The following is a 26,654-nucleotide window of genomic DNA, read 5'->3' on the forward strand; positions in this document are numbered from 1 at the left end:
TAATCGCAAATGTCGTCAGCTCACTCCGTTGGGTGATCTGCCGCGTACCCATAGTCCGTTCGGACCATCCAAGATTGGGCCTGCAGGGGGTGTTGCGCCTTGTCTCGCTTCCGTAACGTCCTCAACTGGCGACGGTGAATATGCCGTTTGTCGCCGTGGGGGAGCTCCGATTCGGGAGAGGACGGCGCCAGCATGGGCTGGGTAACCGACTGGAGTGCGCAGGCCGCCTGCCGCACTACTGATCCAGATGAACTGTTCGTCCAGGGCGCGGCACAGAACAGGGCCAAAGCGGTCTGCACCGGATGCCCGGTGCGCACCGAGTGCCTTGCGGATGCCTTGGACAACCGCGTGGAGTTCGGCGTGTGGGGAGGGATGACCGAGCGCGAGCGGCGAGCACTGCTGCGCCGCCGGCCGACGGTGACCTCCTGGCGCAGGCTCCTGGAGACCGCGCGCGTCGAGTACGAGCGCAGCGCGGGGATTCTGCCCTTCGACGACGAGGACTACGAGCGCTTCGCCGCGGTCGGATAGGCCGGACGGCGGTGCGCCGGCGGTCGGCTGACGGCCCGCCGGTGTGAGCGTCTTGCCTCACCATCACCTCACCCACCTCTCGTCATCGGTACGAGTGGGGGTGCGAGTACGGCGCGCCTCGTCAGGGGCGGGTATGGGTACGCGCACGCCTCCGAGCACGACCGCGGCCAGGGCCGCGGTCGGCCGTGGGGCGCGAGTGACATGGGTCGCGCGTGACATGGGTGACGCGGGCTGACGGGTCGGTGCGGGCCGGGGGTTGGTCTGCGGCTGGTCTGTGCTGGGGCTGCGACTGATCCGCGATTGATCTGCCGCCACCTGCGCCACTGGTCACGCTCTGCGCCGCCGGTGACTGCGGCCTGCCGTGTGCCGTGCGCTGCGTGCCGTGGCCGTGTGTGTGCGCCGTCGGGTGCCAAGCGCCGCTCGCTGTGCAGCCGTGTCCGCTGAGACCCGCTACGCGCGCCCGCGCGTCTGCTTACCTCGGCTTGCCTCGGCGCGTCTGCCTGTCTCGGCGATGGTCGCCCAGGCCGGTCACCGCGGTACGGCGCCGCCGTCCATCACCGCTCTCCGTCATGCGTGCTGCCTGCCGTGCGTCTGCGTCTCCTTCATGCGCGTTCATGCGCGCTGCCGACCGCCGCGCGGGCACCGACTCAGCCCGCGCGTTTGGTCCGTTCCAGTGGGACCGCGAGGCGATCGCCGATCGCTCGCAGCCCTGCCAAGTCGTGTACGTCGCCAGGGAGTGCGGCCACTTGGGCCACCGGAACCTCGGGGTGGAGCGCCGTGAAGCGGTCGTGTGTGCGCTGCTCGCGTCCGAGCACCTGCATACGCTCCGCGTGCAGCCGAAGCAGGCCCGCGGCGAGCCGCTCCGCCGACGAGTCCGCCGACGTGGGGGAGACGTCGGGGTCCGCTGCCGAGGGGTTCCGCGCTTGAGCATTCCCTGAGGGGGGATCGACAAATCCGCCCTCGGCAAGATTTTCTGCCCCGGCATCGTTCTTGGCCGGATCGCTTTCCTCCGCCGCGGTCGCGAGCGCATTCGCGAGCGCATCGTCCGGGTCAGCCGTATCAACCGCATCGTCTGGATCAGCCGCATCGTCCGGATCCGCCGGATCCGCGGGGTCGCCCGTCAGGGAAAGGATTTCCGCGGCGGCCAACGCCCGTTCCGCCGACAGCTGTTCGGCCCCGCTGCCGTGCACCCGGTTCAGCACCAGCCCGGCCAGCGGCATCTGGTCCGCGGCCAGGCGTTCGACGAAGTACGCGGCCTCCCGCAGGGCGTCCCGCTCGGGTGCGGCCACCACGAGGAAGGCGGTACCGGGAGCCTGCAGTAGCCGGTAGGTGGCCTCCGCGCGAGTGCGGAATCCGCCGAACATGGTGTCCATCGCGGCAGCAAACGTCTGCACGTCGCGCATCAGCTGCCCGCCGAGCACCTTGCTGACCGTGCCCGTCATCATCGACACGCCCACGTTCAGGAACTTCATCCCGGCCTTGCCGCCCACCTTCGCCGGCGCCATCAGCACCTTGATGAACTTCCCGTCCAGGAAGGAGCCGAGACGTTTCGGCGCGTCCAGGAAGTCCAGCGCCGACCGGCTGGGCGGGGTGTCGACGATGATCAGGTCCCATTCGTCGCGGGCCCGGAGCTGGCCGAGCTTCTCCATGGCCATGTACTCCTGCGTGCCCGCGAAACCGGCCGAGAGCGACTGGTAGAAGGGGTTCGCGAGGATGGCCCGGGCGCGCTCGGGGTCGGCGTGCGCCTCGACGAACTCGTCGAACGTCCGCTTCATGTCCAGCATCATGGCGTGCAGTTCGCCGCCGTTCCCGTCGCCGATGCCCTCCACCCGGCGCGGGATGTTGTCCAGCGCGTCGATGCCCATGGACTGGGCGAGCCGGCGGGCCGGGTCGATGGTGAGGACGACGACCTTACGGCCGCGCTCGGCGGCCCGTACGCCCAGGGCGGCGGCGGTGGTGGTCTTGCCGACCCCGCCGGAGCCGCAGCACACCACGATGCGGGTCTGCGGATCGTCCAGCAGGACGTCGATGTCCAGCCGGGGTGCCACGTCCATGCCCATGCCGCCTCCTGCGTACGACTCGTTGTCCGTGGCGCCCTTACGGGGGGCGCCGCTCACGCCGGCCACTGCTTGCGCAGATCCGCCGCGAGCCGGTAGAGCCCCGCCAGGTCGATGCCGTCCGTAAGGAGCTCCAACTCGTGCAGCGGCAGCCCCAGGCCGGTCAGCTCGGCGCGCTGCGCCCGCTCCAGCGCCACCCGCTCGGCGTGCTCCCGCGCCTGCTCCAGCAGCGGGTCGACCAGCCGCTCGGCCATGCCGCCGCGGCGCGCACCGCCCAGGCCCGCCTGGGAGAGCGCCTTGGCGACGGCCGTGCGCTGCCCGTTGGCGACGGCCTCGACGGCCTCGTGGTCGAGGACCGCCGGCCGCACCATGTTGATGATGACCCCGCCCGTGGGGAGGCCGTCGGCGCGCAACTCGGCGATGCCGTCCGCGGTCTCCTGGACCGGCATCTCCTCCAGCAGGGTCACCATGTGGACCGCCGTCTGGGGCGACTTCAGGACGCGCATGACGGCCTGCGCCTGATTGTGTATCGGGCCGGTCCGGGCCAGCCCCGCCACCTCGTCGTTGACGTTCAGGAAGCGGGTGATGCGGCCGGTCGGCGGCGCGTCCATGACCACGGAGTCGTAGACGAAGCGGCCGTCCTTGCCCTTACGGCGCACCGCCTCGCACGCCTTGCCGGTCAGCAGGACGTCCCGCAGCCCCGGGGCGATGGTGGTCGCGAAGTCGATCGCGCCCAGCTTCTTGAGGGCGCGTCCGGCCGAGCCCAGCTTGTAGAACATATGGAGGTAGTCCAGAAGTGCGAACTCCGGATCGATCGCCAGAGCGTGCACCTCCCCGCCGCCCGGCGCGGTGGCGATCTTCCGCTCCTCGTAGGGCAGCGGCTCCGTTTCGAAGAGTTGTGCGATGCCCTGACGGCCTTCGACCTCGACCAGCAGGGTGCGCCGGCCCTCGGCCGCGAGGGCCAGCGCGAGTGCGGCGGCGACCGTGGTCTTGCCGGTTCCGCCCTTACCGCTGACGACATGGAGCCTGCTCACACTGGGGAGCCTAACCAGTCGCCCCTCGCCCTACGCACCAGGGCCCGGCGGAGAGGCATTACAGTCGGCCCCATGACCAAGTGGGAATATGCGACCGTACCGCTGCTCGTACACGCCACGAAGCAGATTCTGGACACCTGGGGCGAGGACGGCTGGGAGCTGGTCCAGGTCGTCCCCGGGCCGAACCCCGAGCAGCTGGTGGCCTACCTGAAGCGGGAGAAGGGCTGATGGCGGGCGGCACCGTCGAGGGCAGGCTCGCCGGGCTCGGCCTGAAGCTGCCCGAGGTCGCGGCGCCCCTGGCCTCCTATGTGCCCGCGCTGCGCACCGGCCCGTACGTCTACACCTCGGGCCAGCTGCCGCTGGTCGAGGGGAAGCTGGGCGTGACCGGCAAGGTCGGCGCGGAGGTGACCCCGGAGGAGGCCAAGGAGCTGGCGCGCACCTGTGCGCTGAACGCCCTGGCCGCCGTGAAGTCGGTCGTCGGTGACCTCGACCGGGTCGTGCGTGTCGTGAAGGTCGTCGGTTTCGTCGCCTCGGCTTCGGACTTCACCGGCCAGCCGGGTGTCGTCAACGGCGCGAGCGAGCTGCTGGGCGAGGCCCTGGGCGACGCGGGCGTGCACGCGCGCAGCGCGGTGGGCGTGGCGGTGCTGCCGCTGGACGCGCCGGTCGAGGTCGAGATCCAGGTCGAGGTCGCCGACTAACGAGCGTCGAGTGCGCCGACCGACGGCCCTCAAGCTCGCGGACTGACGGTCCTCGCACGTCGGGGACTGACGGTCCTCGCAAGTGGGGGGCTGACGGGCCTCGAAGGCGCGGACGGGGGAGCCGGGCCCGTGGGCGGGCCGTTCCGGTGGGCCGGTGGGCGCGGACCGGTGTGACCGCCGGTACGCGGGCCGGCCCCGGCGTGGCGCCGCCGGTGCCACTCGAACATCAGCCCGTAAGCGCATAGCATCCGGCCATGTCCACTACGAATGGCCAGTGGTATCCACCCGAGTGGCCAGAGCGGATCCGCCTCTTGGCGGCGGGCGAGCTCACACCGGTGACACCGCGCCGGGCCGCCACCGTGCTGCTGCTGCGGGACGGACCGGACGGGACGGACACACCACAGGGCCCACAGGACGCACAGGGCGGGGACGGGGAGCACGCACCGGAGGAGCTCGACGCACCGGAGAGGCTCGACACGGTGCCGGAGCCGGCGGAGGCCCCGGAAGGCTCTGAAAGGCCCCCAGAGGGCCTGCGGAACGCGGCCGGAGGGGCCGACGGGCTGGCCGTCTACATGCTGCGCAGACGCGCCTCCATGGCCTTCGCCGGAGGCGCGTACGCCTATCCGGGCGGTTCCGTGGACCCGCGCGACGAGCGGATGGTCACCTGGGCCGGTCCCTCGCGGGCGCAGTGGGCGCGGCGGCTGGGCCTGGACCCGAGCGAGGCGACGCAGGCTCAGGCCATCGTGTGCGCGGCGGTCCGCGAGACCTTCGAGGAGGCGGGGGTCCTGCTCGCGGGCCCGACGCCGCACACCGTGGTCGCGGACACGACGGGGGACGACTGGGAGGCGGACCGCGCGGCGCTGGTCGCCCGGGATCTGTCGTTCGCGGAGTTCCTGGACCGCCGGGGGCTCGTGCTCCGCTCGGATCTGCTGGGCTGCTGGGCGCGCTGGATCACCCCGGAGTTCGAACCGCGCCGCTACGACACCTGGTTCTTCGTGGCTGCGCTGCCGCGGGGGCAGCGCACCCGTAACGCTTCCACGGAGGCGGACCGGACCGTCTGGATCCGCCCCCGGGACGCGGCCGACGGCTATGACCGGGGCGAGCTGCTGATGATGCCGCCCACGATCGCGACGCTGCGCCAGCTCGTGGCCCATGGCTCGGTCGCCGACGTACTGGCCGCGGCCACGGACCGGGACCTGACGCCGGTGCTGGCCCAGGCGCGGGTGGAAAACGGGGAACTGGTGTTGAGCTGGCCGGGTCATGATGAGTTCACCAAGCACATCCCGGGAGCCACGGGGGGACCCTCCGCATGACGTACGCATCCGCTCTGCCCGGCCAGCCGCGTGGGGGCAGCATCGGCGGCCCGGCCACCGACCGGGCCTTCTGCGTCCTGGCGCCGAACGCCTCGCCCATGACGCTGGACGGCACCAACACCTGGATCGTCGCCGAGCCCGACTCCGACCTCGCCGTCGTCATCGACCCCGGGCCGCTCGACGACGCCCACCTCAAGGACGTCATCGCGACCGCGGAGCGGGCGGGCAGGCGGGTCGCGCTGACCCTGCTCACCCATGGCCACCCGGACCACGCGGAGGGCGCGGCGCGCTTCGCCGAGCTGACGCGGACGTCCGTAAGGGCGCTGGATCCGGCGCTGCGGCTGGGGGACGAGGGGCTGGGGCTGGGGGACGTCATAACCACCGGCGGTCTGGAGCTACGGGTGGTGCCCACGCCCGGCCACACCGCCGACTCGCTGTCCTTCCACCTTCCGGCCGATGGCGCGGTCCTTACGGGCGACACGGTGCTCGGGCGGGGCACGACCGTCGTCGCGCATCCGGACGGGCGGCTCGGCGACTATCTGGACTCGCTGCGGCGGCTGCGTTCGCTGACGGTGGACGACGGGGTGGACACCGTCCTGCCGGGCCATGGGCCGGTGCTGAACGACGCCCGGGGCGCCGTGGAGTACTACCTCGCGCATCGCGCCAACCGGCTCGCGCAGGTGGAGACGGCCGTCGAGGACGGCCACCGGACGCCCTCGGAGGTCGTGGCGCGGGTGTACGCGGACGTGGACCGGTCCCTGTGGCCGGCGGCGGAGCTGTCGGTGCGGGCCCAGCTGGACTATCTGCGCGAGCACGGGCTGATCTGAGGCCGCTCTTCCTGGAGCTTTTGGGACTACGGCCCGTTCACGAGCGCCGTAAGGGCCCCGCCGGAATCCAGGAGCGCCGTAAGGGCCCCACCGGAAGCCCGGCGGGGCCCTTACGTTTCCGTTTTCGCGTATCCGTTCCGTCCGCGGTTCCGTCCGGCGGCGTCAGCGGGAGCGCTTGGCCAGCCGCTCGACGTCCAGCAGGATCACCGCGCGCGCCTCCAGCCGCAGCCAGCCGCGGCCCGCGAAGTCGGCGAGCGCCTTGTTGACGGTCTCGCGGGAGGCGCCGACCAGCTGGGCCAGCTCCTCCTGGGTCAGGTCGTGGACGACGTGGATGCCCTCCTCCGACTGCACGCCGAAGCGGCGCGACAGGTCCAGCAGGGCCCTGGCGACCCGGCCGGGAACGTCGGAGAAGACCAGGTCGGACATCTGGTCGTTGGTCTTGCGCAGGCGCCGGGCGACCGCGCGCAGCAGCGCGGAGGCGACCTCGGGCCGGGCGTTGAGCCACGGCTGCAGGTCGCCGTGGCCGAGGCCGAGCAGCTTGACCTCGGTGAGGGCGGTGGCGGTGGCGGTACGCGGGCCGGGGTCGAAAAGCGACAGTTCGCCGATCAGCTCGCCGGGGCCGAGCACGGCGAGCATGTTCTCGCGGCCGTCGGGAGAGGTGCGGTGGAGCTTCACCTTGCCCTCGGTGACCACGTACAGGCGATCGCCGGGGTCCCCTTCGTGGAAGAGCGCGTCACCCCGCGCGAGGGTGACCTCTCCCATGGAGGCGCGCAGCTCAGCGGCCTGCTCGTCATCGAGCGCCGCGAAGAGCGGGGCGCGCCGCAGAACGTCGTCCACGAGTCTCTCCTTGTCGACATGCACAGGGGACCGACGTCCCCATGATGCCGGACGGTAAAACAGTGCGATCAATCACAAGTTTGACGCACTGGCCTGCCGAGCTGTGCGGCAGGGGTCCGATTGGGGACCTCTTCGCGGTGGCCGGGGCGGATGTCAGTGGGTGGGCTTAGGCTGGCCGGGTGTCCAATACGCCGGTGAGAGCACAGGGCAAGGGGGCCGGACGGGTGACCGCACCTCGTAATTCCGCTGTGGGCGAACAAGAGTCCGCTGAGTCGACAGAAGCCGCGAAGCCGCATAAATCAGTCAAGGGCTCGAAGGGCGCCCGCCCCGAGTCCCGGCTCGCCCTCGTCCGCCGTGCCCGTCGCATCAACCGCGAGCTCGCCGAGGTGTATCCGTACGCCCATCCCGAGCTGGACTTCGAGAGCCCCTTCCAGCTGCTGGTGGCCACGGTCCTGTCCGCCCAGACCACCGATCTGCGGGTCAACCAGACCACCCCCGCGCTCTTCGCCGCCTATCCGACGCCCGAGGACATGGCGGCGGCCGATCCGGAGGCCCTGGAGCAGCTGATCCGGCCGACCGGCTTCTTCCGCGCCAAGGCCAAATCGCTGCTGGGCCTGTCCGCCGCCCTGCGCGACCGCTTCGGCGGCGAGGTCCCGGGCCGGCTCGAGGATCTGGTCACCCTGCCCGGTGTCGGCCGTAAGACGGCCAATGTGGTGCTCGGCAATGCCTTCGGGGTGCCGGGCCTGACCGTGGACACCCACTTCGGGCGGCTGGTGCGGCGCTGGAAGTGGACCGCCCAGGAGGACCCCGAGAAGGTCGAGGCGGAGATCGCCGCGCTCTTCCCCAAGAGCGAGTGGACGATGCTCTCGCACCGCATCATCTTCCACGGCCGCCGCGTCTGCCACGCCCGCAAGCCCGCGTGCGGCGCCTGCCCGATCGCCCCGCTCTGCCCGGCGTACGGGGAGGGCGAGACCGACCCGGACAAGGCGAAGAAGCTGCTGAAGTACGAGATGGGCGGACAGCCGGGCCAGCGCCTGCGCCCGCCGTCCGACTACCCCGGCCGTCCCGCCGCCCCCCTGGGAGCCGCCGAGTGACGAGCACGTACGGCGGGGACGTGGAGGTCAGCGCCCATGGGCTGCCCGAGTGGCTGCTGCCGGTGGCGCGGCTGGCCGAGACGATCGAGCCGCGTCAGCTGAGCCGGTTCCTGCCGCCCCCGCAGGGCGGCGGCCGCCCCTCCGCCGTGCTGGTGCTCTTCGGCGAGGGCGCCGACGGCCCGGAGCTGCTCCTCATGGAGCGCTCCGGCTCGCTGCGCTCGCACGCCGGCCAGCCCTCCTTCCCCGGCGGCGCCCTCGACCCGGAGGACGGTGATCCGGACGAGGAGGGCCCGCTGCGCGCGGCGCTGCGCGAGGCCGAGGAGGAGACCGGGCTCGACCCCTCGGGGGTGCAGGTCTTCGCGGTGCTGCCGCGGCTCTACATCCCGGTGAGCGGTTTCGTCGTCACCCCGGTGCTCGGCTGGTGGCGCCGGCCCAGCCCGGTCGGGGCCGTGGACCCGGCCGAGACGGCCCGGGTCTTCACGGTTCCCGTGGCGGATCTCACGGACCCGGCGAACCGGGCCACGACCGTCCACCCCAGCGGCCACCGCGGGCCCGCCTTCCTGGTGGGATCCGCTCTGGTCTGGGGCTTCACCGCCGGAGTGATCGATCGCATCCTGCATTTCGCCGGGTGGGAGCGACCGTGGGACCGCACCAAGCGCGTCTCACTCGACTGGCGCGCGTGAGACGGTGTTCCGGTGAATGTGCTGGACATCCTGCTGCTGCTCGCCGCCGTATGGTTCGCGGTCGTCGGCTACCGCCAGGGCTTCGTCGTCGGCGTGCTGTCGGTGACGGGGTTCATCGGGGGTGGGCTGATCGCGGTCTATCTGCTCCCGCTTATTTGGGACGGCACATCCGACAAGACATCCCCCGGCACGGTCGGTGCCGTGGTGGCGATCGTCCTGGTGATCGTGTGTGCCTCGGTCGGCCAGGCCGCCACCACCCACCTGGGAAACAAGCTGCGGCGGTACATCACCTGGTCACCGGCGCGCGCCCTGGACGCGACCGGCGGCGCGCTGGTGAACGTCCTGGCGATGCTGCTGGTGTCCTGGCTGATCGGCTCCCTGGTGGCCCAGACCTCGCTCCCCACCCTGGGCAGGGAGGTCCGTGACTCCAAGGTGCTGCTCGGGGTCTCCCGCGTCGTTCCGGACGAGGCGAACACCTGGTTCACCGACTTCTCGTCCGTGCTCGCGCAGAACGGCTTCCCGCAGGTCTTCTCGCCCTTCGCCAATGAGCCGATCACCTCGGTGCCGCAGCCCGACCCCGCGCTCGCCCAGTCCCCGGTGGCCACGCGGGCGCAGGAGAGCATCGTCAAGGTCGTCGGCACCGCCCCCAGCTGCGGCAAGGTCCTCGAGGGCAGCGGCTTCGTCTTCGCACCGAACCGGGTCATGACCAACGCCCATGTCGTCGGCGGCGTCAGCGACCCGACCGTACAGATAGGCGGCGAGGGCCGGCTGTATGACGCCAAGGTCGTGCTCTACGACTGGAAGCGCGATATCGCGGTCCTCGATGTGCCCTCCCTGCAGGCCCCGGCGCTCCAGTTCGCCCAGGACGACGCGCGCTCCGGTGACGGCGCGATCGTCGCCGGCTTCCCGGAGAACGGCGCCTTCGACGTGCGCGCCGCCCGCGTCCGCGGCCGTATCGAGGCCAACGGCCCCGACATCTACCGCCGCTCCACCGTGCACCGCGATGTGTACTCGCTGTACGCGACGGTGCGGCAGGGCAACTCCGGCGGCCCGCTGCTCACCCCGCAGGGGCGGGTGTACGGCGTGGTCTTCGCCAAGTCCCTCGACGATGCCAACACCGGGTACGCGCTGACGGCGGACGAGGTGAGCGAGGACATCGAGAAGGGGCGTACGGCCGACCAGCCGGTGGACAGCCAGGGGTGTGCCCTCTAAGTGCACCTCGCCGCACTTCCCGCGGAGCGCTTGGCGCCGTGGCCCAGGGATATGCCCTCCGGAGCGGACGCGCCCGGCGGAGTGTGGCCCTCCAGAGCGGAGAGGCCCTCCACAGCGGGGTGATCCGGTGGTGCCGAGCGTGCTACCAGGGCTTTCCGGTGTCGCCGGGCCCCGGGCCGCGCCGGAGGTACTGCTAGCGGCTGCGTGGATGGCGCAACCGCGCCGAGACCCACCGGGCCCGGCGGCGGATGATGCGGGGAATCCCGAGATTCGGGTCATGGCCTTGGGTAGGCCCGGAGCCGCCCCGCTCGGAAACACTCAGCGCGGCATTGGCAGTAGCGGCGGCCTGAGGGCCGCGGCTGTTTGGTGCGTCACGGTAGTCGTGCGTCCAGCCCATACCTCGGTGTCTGCCCCTGACCCAAGGTCCGTAATCGCCGGTGGCTGCGGCAATTGGCCTATGCTCCAGGCAATTGGCTGTTCGAAAAACAGATGTTCGCCCAACCGTCGTCGCGCGGTCGGAATGCGTACGGCCGACGCCGCTCAGCGGTCGGGTTCGGGGTCCTTCAGCCAGTTGATCAGCTCAGAGGTGAAGGCCCGGGGGTCCTCCTCATGCGGGAAGTGACCGAGGCCGTCGAAGAGCCGCCAGCGGTAGGGGGCCTCCACATACTCCCCGGAGCCCGCCGCGCTGCGGGTCCGCATCACCGGGTCGAGTGACCCGTGCAGATGCAGGGTCGGGACCTGCACCGGCCGCTTCATTCGCCGGTTGAACTGGAAACCGTCCGGCCGAGCCAGCGACCGCACCATCCAGCGGTACGGCTCGATCGAGCAGTGCGCGGTCGAGGGGATGCGCATCGCCCGCCGGTAGACCTCCACGGCCTCGTCCTCGGGCAGCCGCGGCCCGGACCACTCCCGGATCAGCCGCCCCACGGCCGCCGCGTCGTCCGCGACCAGCCGGCGCTCGGGCAGCCAGGGCCGCTGGAAGCCCCACACATGGGAGCTGGCCGCGCTCTGCTTGACGTCCGCCAGCATCGCCGAGCGCCAGCGGCGGGGGTGCGGCATCGAGGCCACCGCGAGCCGCCGCACCAGCTTCGGCCGCATCACGGCGGCCGTCCACGCCAGGTAACCGCCCAGGTCATGGCCGACGAGCGCGGCGTCCGGCTCGCCCAGCGAACGGATCACACCGGTGATGTCGAGGGCGAGGTTGGCCGGGTCGTAGCCCCTGGGCGTACGGTCGCTGCCGCCCACCCCGCGCAGATCCATCGCGACCGCGCGGTAGCCGGCGTCGGCGAGCGCGGGCAGCTGGTGCCGCCAGGTCCACCAGAACTGCGGAAAGCCGTGCAGCAGCAGCACCAGCGGGCCGTCACCCAGCTCGGCGATGTGGAAGCGCGCGCCGTTGGCCGCGACATCCCGGTGGGTCCAGGGGCCGTCGAGCCGTACGACCGACGCGGAGGTATCAGGGACGGTCATGCCGACGAGCGTGTCATATCCCGCACGGAGCGTCCGCCATTGCTCTCGGCACGCGGATGCGGCTTGACGCTGCCCAGCACGGCGGCGCTCTCCTTGGACGAGGCGATCGACCGCTTCGGGGCCTTGACCTTCTTGAACTTCAACAGCGCCAGCAGCCCCAGGATCCCGGCGAACAGCCAGTAGATACCGCCCACGATCAGAAAGCACCAGGCGAGGCCGAGGCCGGTCCAGGCGCGCATGCCGTAGGCGAGGGCGAAGCTCAGCACCGGCAGCGAGAACAGCAGCAGCACCCCCGCCGCCATCCCCGCGCCGCTGCCGACCGCGGCCTTCTTGGCCCCCACCCGGAGCTCGGCCTTGGCCAGCGCGATCTCGTCGTGCATCAGCGCCGACAGCTCGGTGGTCGCCGTCGCCACCAGCTGGCCGAGGCTGCGGTTGCCGCCGTCATCGGCTGCGCTCATCGCCATCTCCCTCTGCTCTTGTGCGTCTTCGCTCGTGCTGCGCCGTCCGCGCTTGGTACGTCTCGCTTGGTACGTCGTCTGTGCTTGCTACGTCTTCTGCGCATTTCTGCGGGCGTCAAGCCTCTCAGATCATGCCGGACCATCGTCGCCGGAGTCGTTTGCGGCGGCCACTTCGGCAAGCCGCCGGTGCTCGGCGGCCTTTGCCTCGTGAATGGCGGCCATCCGCAGGTGGTATTCGGGGCTGTCCAGCTCATAGACGTCCGGGATGCCGTCCATGTCCTCGTCCCGCTCCTCCTCCTGACACAGCCGCTGGTACCTGGTGTTGCGCAGCTTGAGGAGGATGCCGGCGAACAGGGCGGCGCTCAGCGAGCCGATGAGGACCGCCGCCTTGATTTCCCCGGCGAGCGTGGGATCGGCGGGGAAGGCGAGTTCGCCGATGAGGAGGGAGACGGTGAAGCCGATTCCGGCGAGGGCGGCCACGGCGAAGACATCGGCCCAGGCCAGATCCTCGTTCAGCTCGGCCCTGGTGAAGCGGGCGGCGCACCAGGTGCCGCCGAAGACGCCGACGGCCTTGCCCACGACGAGGCCGAGGACGACGCCGAGGGTCTCCGGGCGGGAGAAGACATCCGCCACGGCGCTGCCGGAGAGTGGCACCCCGGCCGCGAACAGGGCGAACAGCGGCACCGCCACGCCCGCCGACACGGGACGCAGCCGGTGCTCGACGCGCTCGGCGGGGGAGTGCTCCTCGCCCTCCCGTACGGTGCAGCGCAGCATCAGGCCCATCGCGACCCCGGCGATGGTGGCATGCACACCGCTGGCGTGCATCAGCGCCCAGACCACCACGGCGAGCGGGAGATGGATCCAGGCCGTCCGGACGCCCTTGCGGTGCAGCAGCCAGACGAGGACGAGCGCGGCGATCGACAGGCCCAGGGCGATGAAGTTGATGTGCTGGGTGAAGAAGATCGCGATGATCAGGATGGCGCCGAGGTCGTCGACGACCGCGAGGGTGAGCAGGAAGGCGCGCAGCGCGGCGGGCAGGGCGGTGCCGAGCACGGCGAGGACGGCGAGCGCGAAGGCGATATCGGTGGCGGTCGGTACGGCCCAGCCCTTGAGGCTGCCGCCGCCGCTCGCGCTGACGGCGACATAGACGAGCGCGGGCACGGCCATGCCGCAGACGGCGGCGATCACGGGCAGCGCGGCCGCCTTGGGGTCGCGCAGCTCGCCCGCGACCAACTCGCGCTTGAGCTCGATACCGGCGACGAAGAAGAAGATCGTGAGCAGGCCGTCGGTGGCCCAGGAGGCGACCGAGAGGTGCAGGTGCAGCGTCCGGGGGCCGAAGGAGAAGTCCTTGATGCCGCCGTAGAGGCCGCTGAGCGGGGTGTTGGCGAGGATCAGCGCCACGATGGCGGCCACGAGGAGGATCACACCGCCGACGGTTTCGGTGCGCAGCGCGTCGGTGATGAACGTCCGCTCGGGCAGCGACAGGCGTCCGAGGAACTTGCGGCTGGTGGGCGCGGCCACGGGCGGGCCTCCTGGGTGGGTCGGTGGTGCGGATACACGTGTGGCGTATGCCGACCAGACTTCCCGGCGCTCCCGCCCCTCATCTTGTCGTAATTTTTATGCGACAGCCACCTGCGGCCATCACGGCGAGGGGCGCCCCCGCCTGGCGGGAGCGCCCCTCGCTCATGTGGTGCTCATGTGGTGCTGATGTGGTGCCTGGTGCTGGTGTGGCGCCTTCAGCGCCTTTGGCGTCGGTGACGCCTGTGGTCTCTGTGGCGCCTGTGGTGTGGCAGCCCTGAGGTGGGCCGGATCAGTCCTCGCTGGGGGCGGAGGGCAGCTTGCTCTGGATCAGCTCCATGACGGAGGAGTCGGTGAGCGTGGTGACATCGCCCAGCGCCCGGTTCTCGGCGACATCGCGCAGCAGACGGCGCATGATCTTGCCGGAGCGGGTCTTGGGCAGCTCGGCCACCGGAAGGATCTTCTTGGGCTTGGCGATCGGGCCGAGCTGCTTGGCCACATGCGCCCGCAACTCCTCGACCAAGCCCTCGTCCTCGGCCGCGCCGCCGCGCAGGATGACGAAGGCGCAGATGGCCTGGGTGGTCTGCGGGTCGGTGGCGCCGACGACCGCCGCCTCGGCGACCTTGGGGTGCGAGACGAGCGCCGACTCGACCTCGGTCGTGGAGATGTTGTGGCCGGACACCAGCATCACATCGTCGACCCGGCCGAGCAGCCAGATGTCGCCGTCGTCGTCCTTCTTGGCACCGTCGCCCGCGAAGTACCGCTTGTCGAAGCGGGACCAGTAGGTGTCCAGGTAGCGCTGGTCATCGCCCCAGATGGTGCGGAGCATGGAAGGCCACGGCTCGGTGAGCACCAGATAGCCGCCATGGCCGTTCGCCACCTCGTTGGCCTCGTCGTCCACGACGGTGGCGGCGACGCCCGGCAGCGGGACCTGCGCCGAACCGGGCTTGGTGGCGGTGACGCCCGGCAGCGGGCTGATCATGATGCCGCCGGTCTCGGTCTGCCACCAGGTGTCGACGACGGGCGTGGTGTCCGCGCCGATGTGCTTGCGGTACCAGACCCACGCCTCGGGGTTGATGGGCTCGCCGACGGAGCCGAGGATGCGCAGCGAGGAGAGGTCGAACTTGGCCGGGATGTCGTCGCCCCACTTCATGCAGGCGCGGATCGCGGTCGGGGCGGTGTACAGGAGGGTGACCCCGTACTTCTGGACGATCTCCCACCAGCGGCCCTGGTGCGGGGTGTCCGGGGTGCCCTCGTAGAGCACCTCGGTGGCGCCGTTGGAGAGCGGGCCGTAGACGATGTACGAGTGGCCGGTGACCCAGCCGACGTCCGCGGTGCACCAGAAGACGTCGGTCTCCGGCTTGAGGTCGAAGACGGCGTGGTGGGTGTAGGAGACCTGGGTGAGGTAGCCGCCGGAGGTGTGCAGGATGCCCTTGGGCTTTCCGGTCGTACCCGAGGTGTAGAGGATGAACAGCGGGTGCTCGGCGTCGAACGCCTCGGGGGTGTGCTGCTCCGGCTGGCGCTCCACGATCTCGTGCCACCAGACGTCGCGACCCTCGTGCCAGTCCACCTCCTGGCCGGTGCGGCGGACGACCAGCACACTGCGCACGTTCTCGGTGCCGGGCCGGGTGAGTGCCTCGTCGACGGCGGGCTTGAGCGCGGAGGCCTTGCCGCGTCGGTAGCCGCCGTCCGAGGTGATGATCACGCGGGCGTCGGCGTCCTGGATGCGGGTGGCGAGAGCGTCGGCCGAGAAGCCGCCGAAGACCACCGAATGCGGGGCGCCGATGCGGGCGCAGGCCAGCATCGCGACCACGGTCTCCGTGATCATCGGCATGTAGATGGCGACCCGGTCGCCCGACTGGACGCCCAACTCGGTCAGCGCGTGGGCCGCTTGGGAGACCTCCCGCTGCAGCTCGGCATAGGTGAGGGAGCGGGTGTCGCCGGGCTCGCCCTCGAAGTGGAGCGCGACCCGGTCGCCCAGACCGTTCTCGACATGCCGGTCGACGCAGTTGTACGCCACATTGAGCTTGCCGTCGGCGAACCACTTCGCGAACGGCGGGTTCGACCAGTCGAGTGTCTCGGTCGGCGCGGTCGCCCATGACAGCCGACGGGCCTGCTCGGCCCAGAAGCCCAGGCGGTCCGCCTTCGCCCGCTCATACGCCTCGACCGTGACATTGGCGTTCGCGGTCAGCTCGGCGGGCGGCGCGAAGCGACGCTCCTCCCGAAGAAGGTTGGCCAGGCTCTCGTTACTCACGACATCTCCCATTCCCAGGGTGTCCGTTGTGTCCCAGGCCATAGCTCATCAGCCAACGGCACACCCTGACAAGGGCTGTCGCCGAAAATTGGTTTAGACCTGTCATGGTCTATGTCACCGCCCCAGCTCCAGGGCCCCCTGGACGGGGTCGCCTCCCCGCTCCGCGACGACGGAACGGCCGCTTCCGGCGTGGGCGGGAGCCGCGGTGGTGAGGCAGGCGGACGGGGGCGCGCCATGGTCCGGACGGACGGGCACAAATCTCCCCGAGCCCGTGTCCAGGACATACGCCTGCGCCTCCGCCACGTGGAAATACATGCCATGCAGCGCCAGCCCGCCCTCCGCCACCCGCCGTGCCACGCAGGCGTGGTCCATCAGATGGTCGAGCTGCTGTCTCACATTGACCAGCGCCAGCCGCTCCACATCGTCGGCGATCGGCCGGCTCGACAGGGCGACCTCGCCGCGCCCCAGTCGACCGATCCGCTCCATCCGCGCCAGCGCCGGTCCGCCGTGGCGCAGCCAGCGCTCCAGCGGAGATCGGTCCTGCGGTGAGCGCCCCTGTGGCGAGTGCTCCTGTAGTGAGCGCTCCTGCGGTGAGCGGTCCAGCGCCGTCGGGTCCCCGCCGGCGGATGCCCCGGCCCCGGGCCGGGGCGGCGTTCGGGTCGGCGCCGATGAGCCGAGCAGCGCATGCATCGCACCGCACCCGGAGTGCCCGCACACCGTGATGCTGCTGACCTTCAGCACCTCCACCGCATAGTCGATCGCCGCGCCCACCGAGTCGCAGGAGCCATCGGCGCCCGAAGGCGGCACCAGATTGCCGACATTGCGCACCGTGAACAGGTCGCCAGGGCCGCTGGAGGTGATCATGCTGGTCACCAGGCGGGAGTCGGCGCAGGTGAGGAAGAGCTGGCTGGGCCGCTGCCCCTCCCGCGCCAGCCGGGCCAGCTCGTCGCGGACCAGCGGTGCCGTATGGCGCTGGAACGCTCTCACCCCGCCGAGCAGCTGACCGCCTGCGTGCCCGTCGATGCCCCCGACCGCCGGGGCGGGACGGGTGCAGTGATGATCACGCCATGGTGTCCACGGCCGACAGGCCCGGGCGCCGCCCGCTTCCGCGATCCGCCGCGCCGGTCGTTCATCGCCCGCCGCCCACCGTGACCCCGAGGACCGGCGGAGCACCGTGAGCGGAGCGAGCGGGAGGAGGGCGACCGCAAGGACCGCGGCGGCGGCCAGGAGACCGCCCCGGAGCGAGGCGCCGCAGGCCAATGCGATGCCCAGTGAGGCCGGGGCGACGACCAGTGAGAGAGGAGCGGCGAACAGCAAGAGGACGGCCGAGGTGGAGAGATCTCCGAGTCTGCGGCGGGAGACCCGGTGGATCCGGTCCAAGAGCTTCAACATTCCCGTCTCCTCCGGGGCTTCGGTCGCGGATAGGGGCGCGGCCGTGGGGCACGGCGTACTGCGGTATTGAATCCCAAGCGTTGGTAAATGAATCGTAATGCTGAGTAAAGTCGCAGGGAAGCCTTTTGGGAGGGAGTGGGTCGCTATTCCATCTATGGGGTGAATAGTCATTTAAAACGGCTTGTCATCCTCTGTCTTTTCCTCGGTCCGTGCGAGGTTGACTCCCATCCGGCCGGATCTCCTGGAAACAGCACGACACGAGGGACGAGGTGGCGGTATGCGGGCCAGAAGAAACGTCTCTGCACTGCTGACCACGGTGGTGGCGCTCTCCATGCCGGTCGGCTGCTCAGGGGACTCCGCCCGGACCCATGGGCCGGGCGGCACCGCAGGCTCGCGCCACGACAGGGACGGCCCCCAGAAGGGTCCGGGGGCGCCGGACCACCCTGACAAGGCCCCGAAGACGCTACGGCTCATCGGCGACGGATCGACCTCCGACACCGGCCCGCAGCCCCATCAGCCGAAGGCCGAGCGGCTTGAACCGGGCGAGAGACCACCGCAGTTCGTCGTCTTCTCCTGGGACGGCGCCGGCCAGGACAAGCACAAGCTGTTCTCCCACTTCCGCGCGGTCGGCAGGAAGTACGGGGCGACGATGACGTACTTCCTCAGCGGTGTGTACCTGCTGCCCGCGGAGAAGCGGTACCTCTACGATCCGCCCAAGCACCGGCGCGGCGCCTCGTCCATCGGCTTCAACGACGTCAAGGGCATCAAGGCCACGGTGGAGCAGCTCCGCGGCGCCTGGCTGGACGGCAATGAGATCGGCACCCACTTCAACGGCCACTTCTGTGGACGCAAGCGCGGAGTCGGCAGCTGGTCGGCGCGGCAGTGGACCAGCGAGATCGAGCAGGCCGAGTCGTTCGTCGAGAACTGGAAGACCAACTCCGGTCTGGAGCACGAGAAACCGCTCCCCTTCGACTACGGCAAGGAACTCATCGGCGGCCGTGCGCCCTGTCTGGAGGGGCAGAAGAAGCTGATCCGGGCGGCCGCGAAGCTGGGATGGCGCTATGACGCGAGTTCGCCCGGCGGGCTGCAGATCTGGCCTCGCAAGATCCACGGCATCTGGGACTTCCCGCTGCAGCAGATCCCCGTACCGGGCCGCTCGTTCCAGACGCTCTCCATGGACTACAACTTCCTCGCCAACAAGCCGCGCAAGAAGGCGGGCAAGCGGCCCAAACGCTCCACCTGGGGCCGTCCGATGCGCGACGGCCTGCTCGCCGCCTTCGACCGGGCGTACGAGGGCAACCGGGCGCCGCTGTTCATCGGCAACCACTTCGAATCCTGGAACGGCGGAACGTATATGCGCGCCGTGGAGGACGTCATCAAGGAGGTGTGCCCGCGCACGGGCGTGCGCTGCGTCTCCTTCAAGCAGCTGGCCGATTGGCTGGACGCGCAGAACCCCCGCGTCCTCGAGAAGCTGCGGGTGCTGGACGTCGGGAAGCGGCCGCCGGGCGGCTGGAAGAGGTACCTGGCCGCCGAGCGGGCCGTGCCCTAAGCGGGAGCGGGAGCAGCCGCCGGTCCCTCCTCCGGCGCGAACTCCCGCAGCGCGAAGGCGGGGTCGACCTGGGCGGCCAGATCGGCACCCGTCTTCGCGTTCCCCCAGCTCTGCGCGTTCTTGAGGTGGAAGTGCACCATCTGACGGGTGTACCGCTGCCAGTCGCGCCGCTCGTAGGAGGCGTCCACCGCGTCCCGCAGAGTCCGCAGTGCGTCGCGGTTCGTCTCCTCGAGTTCCTCGAATCGGGGCACACGACCCTTCTCCATCGCCCGGACCCAATCGGAGTGGCCGAACGCCACCAGGAGGTCCTCGCCCACCTCCGCACGGAGGAAGTCCAGGTCGTCCGGGCCCTGCACCTTGTTGCCGACCACCCGGAGCGCCACATCGAAGTCGCGGGCGTACTCCTTGTACTGGCGGTAGACGGAGACGCCCTTACGCGTGGGCTCGGCCACCAGGAACGTCATGTCGAAGCGGGTGAAGAGGCCGGAGGCGAAGGAGTCGCTGCCCGCCGTCATGTCGACGACGATGAACTCGCCGGGTCCGTCGACGAGATGGTTCAGGCACAGCTCGATCGCGCCGACCTTGGAGTGGTAGCAGGCGACGCCGAGATCGGATTCGGTGAAGGGGCCGGTCGCCATCAGCCGCACCGCCCCGCCGTCGAGCCGCAGGGTGCGGGCGCATGCCTGGTAGACGGGGTTGTCCTCGCCGATCCGCAGCAGTCGCGACCCCTCGCCCGGCGGGGTGGTCTTGATCATGGTCTCGGTGGAGGCGATGCGGGGGTTGGTGCCGCGCAAGTAGTCCTTGATCAGCGGGAGATGGGCACCCATGGCGGGCAGTGCGGCGGCCTCCGCCTCGTCGAGTCCGAGCGCCACGCCCAGATGCTGGTTGATATCGGCGTCGACGGCGACGACAGGGGCCTGGGCGGCGGCGAGATGGCGGATGAACAGCGACGACAGCGTGGTCTTGCCGCTTCCACCCTTGCCTACGAAAGCGATCTTCATGTTCACCTAGCGTAGGTGAGTGATCGCGGACCATGCGGGATTTACGTGAAGAACACCACTCCAACGAGGGGTGCCGGGTGCGGTGTGCGTAGTGTCGTACTCATGAGTACGTCAGCTGATCCGCTCGCCGCCCTGGCCGCGCTGCCCGGTGTGGCCGAGTCCGTGAACGCCGTACGGAACGCGGTGGACCGGGTCTACGGACACCGGGTGATGCGCCGCCGCAGCAATGAGGTCACCTCCGAGGCGGCGTTGCGCGGGGCCCGGGGCTCCGCCGCGCTGGCCGGTGCGGACTGGGCGCTGGAAGAGGTGCGCCGCCGTACCGACTTCGGGGCCGAGGGCGAGCCGCGCACGGTGGGGGCGGCGCTGCGGCTGACCGCCGAGGCGGGGCAGTTGCTGAGCATCTGGCGTCAGTCGCCGCTGCGCGTTCTGGCCCGGCTGCATCTGGTCGCGGCGGGCGGAGTGGAGGGCGACGAGGGGGTCGGGCGCCCCCGGCAGTCGGGTGAGCCGGTGGACGAGCCGCTGGTCGGGTCCGCTCTGCCGCTGCCGGACGCGGACGAGGTGGCGGGGCGGCTCGATGGGCTGGCCCGGCTGCTGCTTGCGGGCAGCGAGGCTCCGGCGCTGGTGACGGCGGCGGTGGTGCATGGCGAACTGCTCGCCCTGCGGCCCTTTGTCTCCCGCAATGGTCTGGTGGCGCGCGCGGCCGAACGGATCGTGCTGGTCGGCAGCGGTCTCGATCCGAAGTCGATCTGCCCGGCCGAGGTGGGCTACGCGGAGCTGGGCGTGGCGCCGTACATGGCGGCGCTGGAGGGCTATGCGTCCGGGACGCCGGAGGGTATGGCGGTGTGGATCGCACACTGCGGACGGGCGGTTGAGCTCGGGGTGCGGGAGTCCACGGCGGTCTGCGAGGCCCTGCAGCGCGGGGCGGCCTGAGGCTGGAGGAGCGGCCTGACGCCGCAACGGCGGTCTGAGGCTGGGCAGAGGCTGGACGGGAGCGGCCTGACGCCCGACAAGAGTTGCGGCGGTACCCGTGGGCACCGCCGCTGGCACAGCTACCGGGTTACCATGCGTGCAATCTCATTCGCCCATCAGGTCGGGAACTTCTGCCCGTCACCTGGTGCGGCTGGCCCGTAATCGACGGGTCGACGTCGCGTGGGTGCTCAGTATCCATGCTCGGTCCGTGGGGCCTTGGCGTCTGAGGGTTTCCTCCCGGATACCCCTGGTCTCGCGGGCCGTCGATTCCTTTGTACTCCTGCGAGAGGCCAAGCGGAACCCCTCGCCGTAGATCTTTGCTATTACCCCTAAACGCGGGCATAAAGGGCGCGGCGCCGATTGGTGTACCACACCAGCCCGGCGGTGGCGGCGGCCGCGCCGACGGCCGCGGCCACGGCGAGCACCGGGCGGGGTGGCATGGAGAGCGAGGGCCTGCGCTGCTTCAGCCGGACCGGGCGGTTGAAGGAGAGCACCGGCCAGCCACGGGCCGCCGCCTCGCGCCGCAGCGCCCGGTCCGGGTTGACCGTATGAGGGTGGCCGACCGCCTCCAGCATCGGGAGATCGGTCGCCGAATCGCTGTAGGCGTAACAGCGTGACAAGTCGTAGCCCTCGGACTCCGCCAACTCGGCGATCGCCTCCGCCTTGGTCGGGCCATAGGCGTAGTACTCCACCTCTCCGGTGAACACTCCGTCCTCGATGACCAAGCGGGTGGCCACCACGCGGTCCGCGCCCAGAAGCTCGCCGATCGGCTCGACCACCTCCGCCCCGGAGGTGCTGACGATCACTACATCGCGGCCGGCGAGGTGGTGCTCCTCGATGAGCGAGGCGGCCTCGTCGTAGATGATGGGGTCGATCAGATCGTGCAAGGTCTCGGCGACGATCTCCTTCACCTGCTGGACATTCCATCCGCGGCAGAGCGCCGAGAGGTACGCGCGCATCCGCTCCATCTGGTCGTGATCGGCGCCGCCGGCGAGGAAGACGAACTGCGCATAGGCGGTACGCAGTACAGCGCGGCGGTTGATCAGACCACCCTGGTAGAAGGACTTGCTGAAGGTGAACGCGCTTGACTTCGCAATGACCGTCTTGTCCAGGTCAAAGAAGGCGGCTGTCCGGGGCAAGGAGTGGTTTTCCACGACGCCGAGCATAGGGCCCACCATTCGGCGTAAGCTCAGGCGCGTGGGTTTGCCTGAGAAGGCTCTCGGGTACACCATGGAAGTCACGGATCGTTCGCGACCGTGCTAACCCGGCCCGACTCCTCCCCCCCCGAGTCGGCCGTGGGGACGACCCCCGCTCTCCCCCCCGGCGGGGGTCGTCGCATGTCCGGACGCATTTTCGGCGTTCTCACGAGATCTTGCTCCCCTCCCTCGGGCCCGCGTGGCCCCGCCTCTCCACAGCTTGAGTGGTAACCGTACGTAATCGCTAGGCTGCGCTCCGGAAGTCACTGCTTTAGGTGACTGGGATATTCACAAGTGATGAGTTGTCCACAGTTTTGGACCAAGATCCCCAAGATTTCCTGGATCGCAGCACGGTGATTCTCCGCGGTGCTCGCACTCGCTGTTCGCGGGAGTGAGAGCGCGTAACGGATATGGGAGGGGATCGTGACTGCATCCATCACACCGGAACGCCCTTCGGCGGCCGAAGGGCAACGGGGCAGACCGCTCATCGTCACCGAGGACGAGGAGCTTCTCGACGATCTGCTGCGGCTGTGCGCGGCGGCCGGAGCCGAACCGGAAGTGGCACATGGCGCACTCACCCGCCGGGGCAGTTGGGAGGCCGCGCCGCTGATTCTGGTCGGCGACGACTCGGCCGCCCGGCTGTGCGACCGGGCCCGCAGAGAAGGGGTGCTGCTCATCGGGCGCGATCTGGACGACCACGGCATCTGGCGGCGGGCGGTGGCGCTCGGCGCGGACAACGTGGCGTTCCTGCCCGATGCCGAGACCTGGCTGGTGGACCGGATCGCCGATGTCGCCGAGGGTGTGGGCCGGCAGGCCCTGACCATCGGGGTCATCGGCGGCCGCGGCGGCGCGGGCGCCTCTACCCTCGCCTGCGCCCTGGCGGTCACCGCGGCCCGCTCCGGTCGGCGCACCATGCTGATCGACGGCGATCCGCTGGGCGGCGGGCTCGATGTGCTGCTCGGCGGCGAGGGCGCGCAGGGGCTGAGATGGCCCGCCTTCGCCGAGTCGCGGGGGCGGGTGGCCGGAAGCGCTCTGGAGGAGTCGCTGCCCGAGCTGCACGCGCTGCGGGTGCTCAGCTGGGACCGCGGCGATTCGGTCGTCATCCCGGCCTCCGCGATGCGGGCGGTGCTGGCCGCGGCCAGGCGGCGCGGCGGGGTCGTGGTGGTGGACCTGCCGCGCCGCGTCGACGACGCGGCGGCCGAGGCGCTGGCCCAGATCGACCTCGGGCTGCTGGTCGTCCCGGCGGAGCTGCGAGCGGTCGCGGCCGCCCACCGGGTGGCGTCCACGGTGGGCATGGTGCTGCGGGACCTGCGCGCCGTGGTGCGAGGCCCATGCGGGCCGGAGCTCGACGACGAGGAGATCGCGGCGCTGCTCGGGCTGCCGCTGGCCGGTCAGCTGCCACCGGAGCCCGGTCTGGCGGACGCGTTCGAGGGCGGGGAGCCCCCGGGCGGCAGCCCCCGCGGGCCGCTCGGCCGGTTCTGCGCCGAGTTCTGGGCGCGTGCCCTCGCCGACGAGGGAGGTATCACCGCATGAGCGTCGTATCGCCGGATCTGCTGGACGCGGTGCGGCTGCGGCTCGCCGGGAGCGGCGCGGAGCCCACGCCCGCCCGGGTGGCGGCGGCCCTGCGTGAGGAGGGGCGGCTGCTCGGCGACACCGAGGTGCTCGGGGTGGTGGAGGCGCTGCGCTCGGAGCTGGTCGGCACCGGGCCCCTGGAGCCGCTGCTGGCCGCCCCCGATGTCACGGACGTCCTGGTCACCGCCCCCGATGAGGTGTGGGTGGACCGGGGTTCGGGGCTGGAGCGCACGGCCGTCGCCTTCGTGGACTCGGCCGCAGTGCGCAGACTCGCGCAGCGGCTCGCCGCGGTGGCCGGGCGGCGGCTGGACGACGCCCGGCCGTGGGTGGACGCCCGGCTGCCGGATGGGACACGGCTGCATGCGGTGCTCCCTCCGGTCGCGGTCGGCTCGACCTGTCTGTCGTTGCGAGTGGTGCGCCCCCGCGCGTTCTCCCTCGCGGAGCTGGAGGCGGCCGGGACGGTGCCGCCGGGCGGCGCGCATCTGCTGCGGGCCATGCTGGACGCCCGGCTGTCCTACCTGATCAGCGGCGGCACGGGCTCGGGCAAGACAACGCTGCTGAGCACCCTGCTGGGGCTGGTCGGCCCGCGGGAGCGGATCGTCCTCGCCGAGGACTCGGCCGAGCTGCGGCCCGACCACCCGCATGTGGTCCGGCTGGAGACCCGCCCCGCCAACCAGGAGGGCCGAGGCCAGGTCACCCTGCGGGATCTGGTGCGGCAGGCGCTGCGGATGCGCCCCGACCGGCTGGTGGTCGGGGAGGTGCGAGGCGCCGAGGTCACCGATCTGCTGGGGGCGTTGAACACCGGCCATGAGGGCGGCTGTGGCACTGTCCACGCCAATACGGCGGCCGACGTTCCCGCGCGGCTGGAGGCGCTCGGCTCGACCGCGGGTCTGGACCGGGCCGCGCTGCACAGCCAGTTGGCGGCGGCCCTGTCGGTCCTGGTCCATCTGGTGCGGGACCGCGGCGGGCGGCGCAGGATCGCCGAGCTGCATGTGCTGGACCGGGACCGGGCGGGCTTCGTCACGACCGTCCCAGCGGCCGTCTGGAGCCCGGAGGGCTTCGAACGGGCGACGGGCTGGCAGCGGCTCCAGCGGCTGTGCGCGCGGGGCGGAGGCGCGGCATGACGGGCGCGGGAGCGGACCAGGGGGCGTTGGCGCTGTGCGCCGCGATGCTGTGCGCGGGGGCGGCCGTATGGCTGCTCGCCGGGCGGGACCGGGAGTTGCGCCGGGTGAGGGTGCTGTTCGCGGGCGGCGGACCCGTCGAGCCGACGGGGCCCGGCCCAGCCAAGCGGCTGTCCGAGACGGCCGCCTGGCTGCGGGAGCGCTGGCGGGTCGGGTACGGCGGGCGGATGGGGCGTGAGCTGCTGTGTCTGCCGGTCGGATGTGCGATCGCGCTGCTGGGCGCGTCGGTGCTGCCGCTGCTCGGGGCGGTGGTGGCCACCCCGGTCGTCGGCCGGTGGCTGCGGTCCCGGCGGCGTGAGCGGGACCGTATGCGGCGCGCCGCCGGGGTGATCGACCTCTGTGCCACCGTGGCGGGTGAGCTGCGGGCCGGGCGGCATCCCGGCGAGGCGCTGCTGGCGGTGGACCCGGGGCACCTGAGGGAGCGTTGGGGGCTGGTGACGGCCGCGGCCCGGTTCGGTGGTGAAGTGCCGGATGCGCTGCGGAGGGTGGCCCGGCTGCCGGGTGCCGAGGGGCTCACCGGGGTCGCGGCCTGCTGGCAGGTGGCGGTCGACGAGGGAGCGGGGCTGGCGGCGGGTCTCGACCGGGTGGCGGCGGCGCTGCGTGCCGAACGGGACCAGCGGGAGAGCCTGGACGCCAAGCTGGCGGGGGCCAAGGCCACCGCCGTGGCACTGGCGGTGCTGCCCGTCGTCGGGCTGGTGCTGGGCGGGCTGCTGGGCTCCAATCCACTGCATGAGCTGCTGCACACCACGACCGGGCTGAGCTGCCTCCTGGTGGGCGGCCTGCTGGAGTGGGCGGGCCTGGTGTGGACCGGCCGGATGGTGCGGGCGGCGCGTGAGCCGGGGCGGCCGGTGGCCGATGAGCGCTGAGGTTGTCCACAGCCTGGGGATCTCGCTGTCCTTCCTGGCGGCGGTCCTGTGCACGGTGATGGCGATGGTCGAGGCCCATCGGGAGCGGGGCGCCCGACGGCGGCTGGCGGCGCTGCTTCCGGGCGCGGAGGACGAGCGGCCGAGGAGGGCCTGGCCCAGGCGGCCGAGGAGGGCGCGGCCGTGGCGGCGCCGACGCGCCGGGGCCACTGCGGGCGCGCTGCCCCTCTGGGCGGCGCCGTGCGGCGCTGTGACGATCCCTGTCGTCCTCGTCGGAGGGCCGCCGGGGTGGTTGCTGGGGCTCACCGCGGCCTACGGCCTCTGGCGGTGGCAGCGACACCGCCGCACGGCGGCCGGGAGCCCCGGCCGTGACCGGCACCTCGAGGCACTTGCCGCGCGCCAGATCCCGCTGGCCGCCGATCTGCTGACTGCCTGCCTGGCGGCCGGAGCGGGCCCGCGGAGGGCGGCGGAGGCGGTGGGAGGTTCGCTCGGCGGCCCGGTAGGCGAGCGGCTTGCCCAGACCGCGGCGGAGCTGCGGCTGGGAGGCGAACCCGCCCACGCCTGGGAGCGCATCGGGGCTCTGCCCGGGGCACAGGGGCTGGCGCGCGCCCTGGAACGGGCCGGGACAACGGGCGCTCCGGCGGTGGAGCCGGTGTCCCGCCTGGCGGCCGAATGCCGGGCCGCGCAGGGCCGGGCGGCGATGAAACGGGCCGACCGCACCGGTGTGCTGGTCAACGCACCGCTCGCGGGCTGCTTCCTCCCCGCGTTCCTGCTGGTCGGCCTGGCCCCGGTGATGATCGGGCTGGCCCGCGGCCTGATGGGCGACGGCCCCTGAGCACGGCGAGGCCACCAATCACACCAGCACCAACCACACCAGCGAACGACAACAGCACGGCGAACGAAGAACGGCGAACGACGAACCGCGGTCAGTGACACCGCGGACAGGGACAA

At 71.3% G+C, this 26,654-nt stretch carries 24 protein-coding genes and 1 pseudogene; 14 read left to right on the forward strand and 11 right to left on the reverse strand.

The window, feature by feature from the left end; translation table 11 throughout:
- The first annotated feature begins 192 nt into the window (after positions 1 to 192).
- On the forward strand, positions 193 to 528 hold the full coding sequence (locus tag J8403_RS23170) for a WhiB family transcriptional regulator (protein ID WP_014061756.1): 336 nt from the start codon (positions 193 to 195) through the stop codon (positions 526 to 528).
- A gap of 647 nt (positions 529 to 1,175) precedes the next feature.
- Here J8403_RS23170 and bagB read toward each other — a convergent pair.
- On the reverse strand, positions 1,176 to 2,588 hold the full coding sequence (bagB, locus tag J8403_RS23175; protein ID WP_211128387.1) for an ATPase BagB: 1,413 nt from the start codon (positions 2,586 to 2,588) through the stop codon (positions 1,176 to 1,178).
- A 53-nt stretch (positions 2,589 to 2,641) separates the two neighbouring features.
- Positions 2,642 to 3,619 (reverse strand): ATPase BagA, encoded by a 978-nt coding sequence (gene bagA / locus J8403_RS23180; RefSeq protein ID WP_211124835.1) that lies wholly within the window; start codon positions 3,617 to 3,619, stop codon positions 2,642 to 2,644.
- Between the two features lie 72 nt (positions 3,620 to 3,691).
- On the opposite strand from bagA, the gene sp36 reads away from it, so the two are divergent.
- The 4 genes from sp36 to J8403_RS23200 all read left to right on the forward strand — a co-directional run bounded on the left by sp36 (position 3,692) and on the right by J8403_RS23200 (position 6,457).
- Entirely contained in the window at positions 3,692 to 3,847 is a 156-nt protein-coding gene (gene sp36, locus J8403_RS23185) for a Sp36 family protein (RefSeq protein WP_020870215.1), read from the forward strand.
- Positions 3,847 to 4,317 carry a RidA family protein gene (locus tag J8403_RS23190; RefSeq protein ID WP_211124836.1) on the forward strand — a complete coding sequence of 157 codons (471 nt, stop codon included), beginning with the start codon at positions 3,847 to 3,849 and terminating at the stop codon, positions 4,315 to 4,317. The genes sp36 and J8403_RS23190 overlap by 1 nt, the downstream gene beginning before the upstream one ends.
- Before the next feature lie 254 nt (positions 4,318 to 4,571).
- Entirely contained in the window at positions 4,572 to 5,630 is a 1,059-nt protein-coding gene (locus J8403_RS23195) for an NUDIX hydrolase (RefSeq protein WP_211124837.1), read from the forward strand.
- Positions 5,627 to 6,457, forward strand: a complete 831-nt coding sequence (locus tag J8403_RS23200; RefSeq protein WP_211124838.1) for an MBL fold metallo-hydrolase — start codon at positions 5,627 to 5,629, stop codon at positions 6,455 to 6,457. Before J8403_RS23195 ends, J8403_RS23200 begins: the two co-directional genes overlap by 4 nt.
- A 162-nt stretch (positions 6,458 to 6,619) precedes the next feature.
- On the opposite strand, the gene J8403_RS23205 is transcribed toward J8403_RS23200, so the two are convergent.
- Positions 6,620 to 7,294 (reverse strand): Crp/Fnr family transcriptional regulator, encoded by a 675-nt coding sequence (locus J8403_RS23205; protein WP_014061749.1) that lies wholly within the window; start codon positions 7,292 to 7,294, stop codon positions 6,620 to 6,622.
- A gap of 248 nt (positions 7,295 to 7,542) precedes the next feature.
- Here J8403_RS23205 and nth point away from each other — a divergent pair, with 248 nt between their 5' ends.
- From nth to J8403_RS23220, 3 genes are read left to right on the forward strand one after another with little or no spacing between them, the layout of a single operon-like run.
- Positions 7,543 to 8,388, forward strand: coding sequence for an endonuclease III (nth, locus tag J8403_RS23210; RefSeq protein ID WP_388584699.1), 846 nt, complete (start codon positions 7,543 to 7,545; stop codon positions 8,386 to 8,388).
- Positions 8,385 to 9,071: an NUDIX hydrolase gene (locus tag J8403_RS23215; RefSeq protein ID WP_211124839.1), complete on the forward strand. Its 687-nt coding sequence runs from the start codon at positions 8,385 to 8,387 to the stop codon at positions 9,069 to 9,071. Before nth ends, J8403_RS23215 begins: the two co-directional genes overlap by 4 nt.
- 12 nt (positions 9,072 to 9,083) lie before the next feature.
- Complete coding sequence (locus J8403_RS23220; protein WP_093462939.1) at positions 9,084 to 10,283, forward strand: MarP family serine protease; 1,200 nt, start codon at positions 9,084 to 9,086, stop codon at positions 10,281 to 10,283.
- A 193-nt stretch (positions 10,284 to 10,476) separates the two neighbouring features.
- Here the strand turns inward: J8403_RS23220 and J8403_RS43740 are convergent, their stop codons facing one another.
- The 6 genes and pseudogenes from J8403_RS43740 to J8403_RS23245 all read right to left on the reverse strand — a co-directional run.
- Positions 10,477 to 10,680 (reverse strand): hypothetical protein, encoded by a 204-nt coding sequence (locus J8403_RS43740; protein ID WP_078642266.1) that lies wholly within the window; start codon positions 10,678 to 10,680, stop codon positions 10,477 to 10,479.
- A gap of 143 nt (positions 10,681 to 10,823) precedes the next feature.
- A complete protein-coding gene (locus J8403_RS23225; RefSeq protein WP_093462938.1) occupies positions 10,824 to 11,750 on the reverse strand; it encodes an alpha/beta fold hydrolase in 927 nt (308 codons plus the stop codon).
- On the reverse strand, positions 11,747 to 12,208 hold the full coding sequence (locus J8403_RS23230; RefSeq protein ID WP_059142389.1) for a phage holin family protein: 462 nt from the start codon (positions 12,206 to 12,208) through the stop codon (positions 11,747 to 11,749). The genes J8403_RS23225 and J8403_RS23230 overlap by 4 nt, the downstream gene beginning before the upstream one ends.
- A 129-nt stretch (positions 12,209 to 12,337) precedes the next feature.
- On the reverse strand, positions 12,338 to 13,729 hold the full coding sequence (gene nhaA, locus J8403_RS23235) for a Na+/H+ antiporter NhaA (protein WP_211124840.1): 1,392 nt from the start codon (positions 13,727 to 13,729) through the stop codon (positions 12,338 to 12,340).
- Positions 13,730 to 14,018: 289 nt separating this feature from the next.
- A complete protein-coding gene (acs, locus tag J8403_RS23240) occupies positions 14,019 to 15,980 on the reverse strand; it encodes an acetate--CoA ligase (protein WP_211124841.1) in 1,962 nt (653 codons plus the stop codon).
- 114 nt (positions 15,981 to 16,094) lie between these two features.
- Positions 16,095 to 17,108, reverse strand: a pseudogene (locus J8403_RS23245) (carbonic anhydrase); the annotation flags it as partial.
- A gap of 541 nt (positions 17,109 to 17,649) precedes the next feature.
- Between J8403_RS23245 and J8403_RS23250 the strand changes: the two are divergent.
- The gene (locus J8403_RS23250; RefSeq protein ID WP_211124843.1) at positions 17,650 to 18,921 is read left to right on the forward strand and encodes a polysaccharide deacetylase family protein; all 1,272 of its coding nucleotides are present in this window, start codon (positions 17,650 to 17,652) and stop codon (positions 18,919 to 18,921) included.
- Here the strand turns inward: J8403_RS23250 and J8403_RS23255 are convergent.
- The gene (locus J8403_RS23255) at positions 18,918 to 19,922 is read right to left on the reverse strand and encodes an ATP-binding protein (RefSeq protein WP_211124844.1); all 1,005 of its coding nucleotides are present in this window, start codon (positions 19,920 to 19,922) and stop codon (positions 18,918 to 18,920) included. The genes J8403_RS23250 and J8403_RS23255 overlap by 4 nt on opposite strands.
- Before the next feature lie 102 nt (positions 19,923 to 20,024).
- On the opposite strand from J8403_RS23255, the gene J8403_RS23260 reads away from it, so the two are divergent.
- Positions 20,025 to 20,852 carry a Fic family protein gene (locus J8403_RS23260; protein ID WP_211124845.1) on the forward strand — a complete coding sequence of 276 codons (828 nt, stop codon included), beginning with the start codon at positions 20,025 to 20,027 and terminating at the stop codon, positions 20,850 to 20,852.
- 368 nt (positions 20,853 to 21,220) lie between these two features.
- On the opposite strand, the gene J8403_RS23265 is transcribed toward J8403_RS23260, so the two are convergent.
- Positions 21,221 to 22,057, reverse strand: coding sequence for an HAD family hydrolase (locus J8403_RS23265; protein ID WP_211124846.1), 837 nt, complete (start codon positions 22,055 to 22,057; stop codon positions 21,221 to 21,223).
- 453 nt (positions 22,058 to 22,510) lie between these two features.
- Here J8403_RS23265 and ssd point away from each other — a divergent pair, with 453 nt between their 5' ends.
- The 4 genes from ssd to J8403_RS23285 are packed head-to-tail and all read left to right on the forward strand — an operon-like array spanning position 22,511 to position 26,538.
- Complete coding sequence (ssd, locus tag J8403_RS23270; protein WP_211124847.1) at positions 22,511 to 23,620, forward strand: septum site-determining protein Ssd; 1,110 nt, start codon at positions 22,511 to 22,513, stop codon at positions 23,618 to 23,620.
- Positions 23,617 to 24,783, forward strand: coding sequence for a TadA family conjugal transfer-associated ATPase (locus tag J8403_RS23275; RefSeq protein ID WP_211124848.1), 1,167 nt, complete (start codon positions 23,617 to 23,619; stop codon positions 24,781 to 24,783). The genes ssd and J8403_RS23275 overlap by 4 nt, the downstream gene beginning before the upstream one ends.
- On the forward strand, positions 24,780 to 25,706 hold the full coding sequence (locus tag J8403_RS23280) for a type II secretion system F family protein (protein ID WP_211124849.1): 927 nt from the start codon (positions 24,780 to 24,782) through the stop codon (positions 25,704 to 25,706). The genes J8403_RS23275 and J8403_RS23280 overlap by 4 nt, the downstream gene beginning before the upstream one ends.
- A complete protein-coding gene (locus J8403_RS23285; protein ID WP_211124850.1) occupies positions 25,696 to 26,538 on the forward strand; it encodes a type II secretion system F family protein in 843 nt (280 codons plus the stop codon). The genes J8403_RS23280 and J8403_RS23285 overlap by 11 nt, the downstream gene beginning before the upstream one ends.
- Positions 26,539 to 26,654: the final 116 nt, after the last annotated feature.

This window comes from Streptomyces yatensis (assembly GCF_018069625.1).
GTDB lineage: Bacteria > Actinomycetota > Actinomycetes > Streptomycetales > Streptomycetaceae > Streptomyces > Streptomyces yatensis.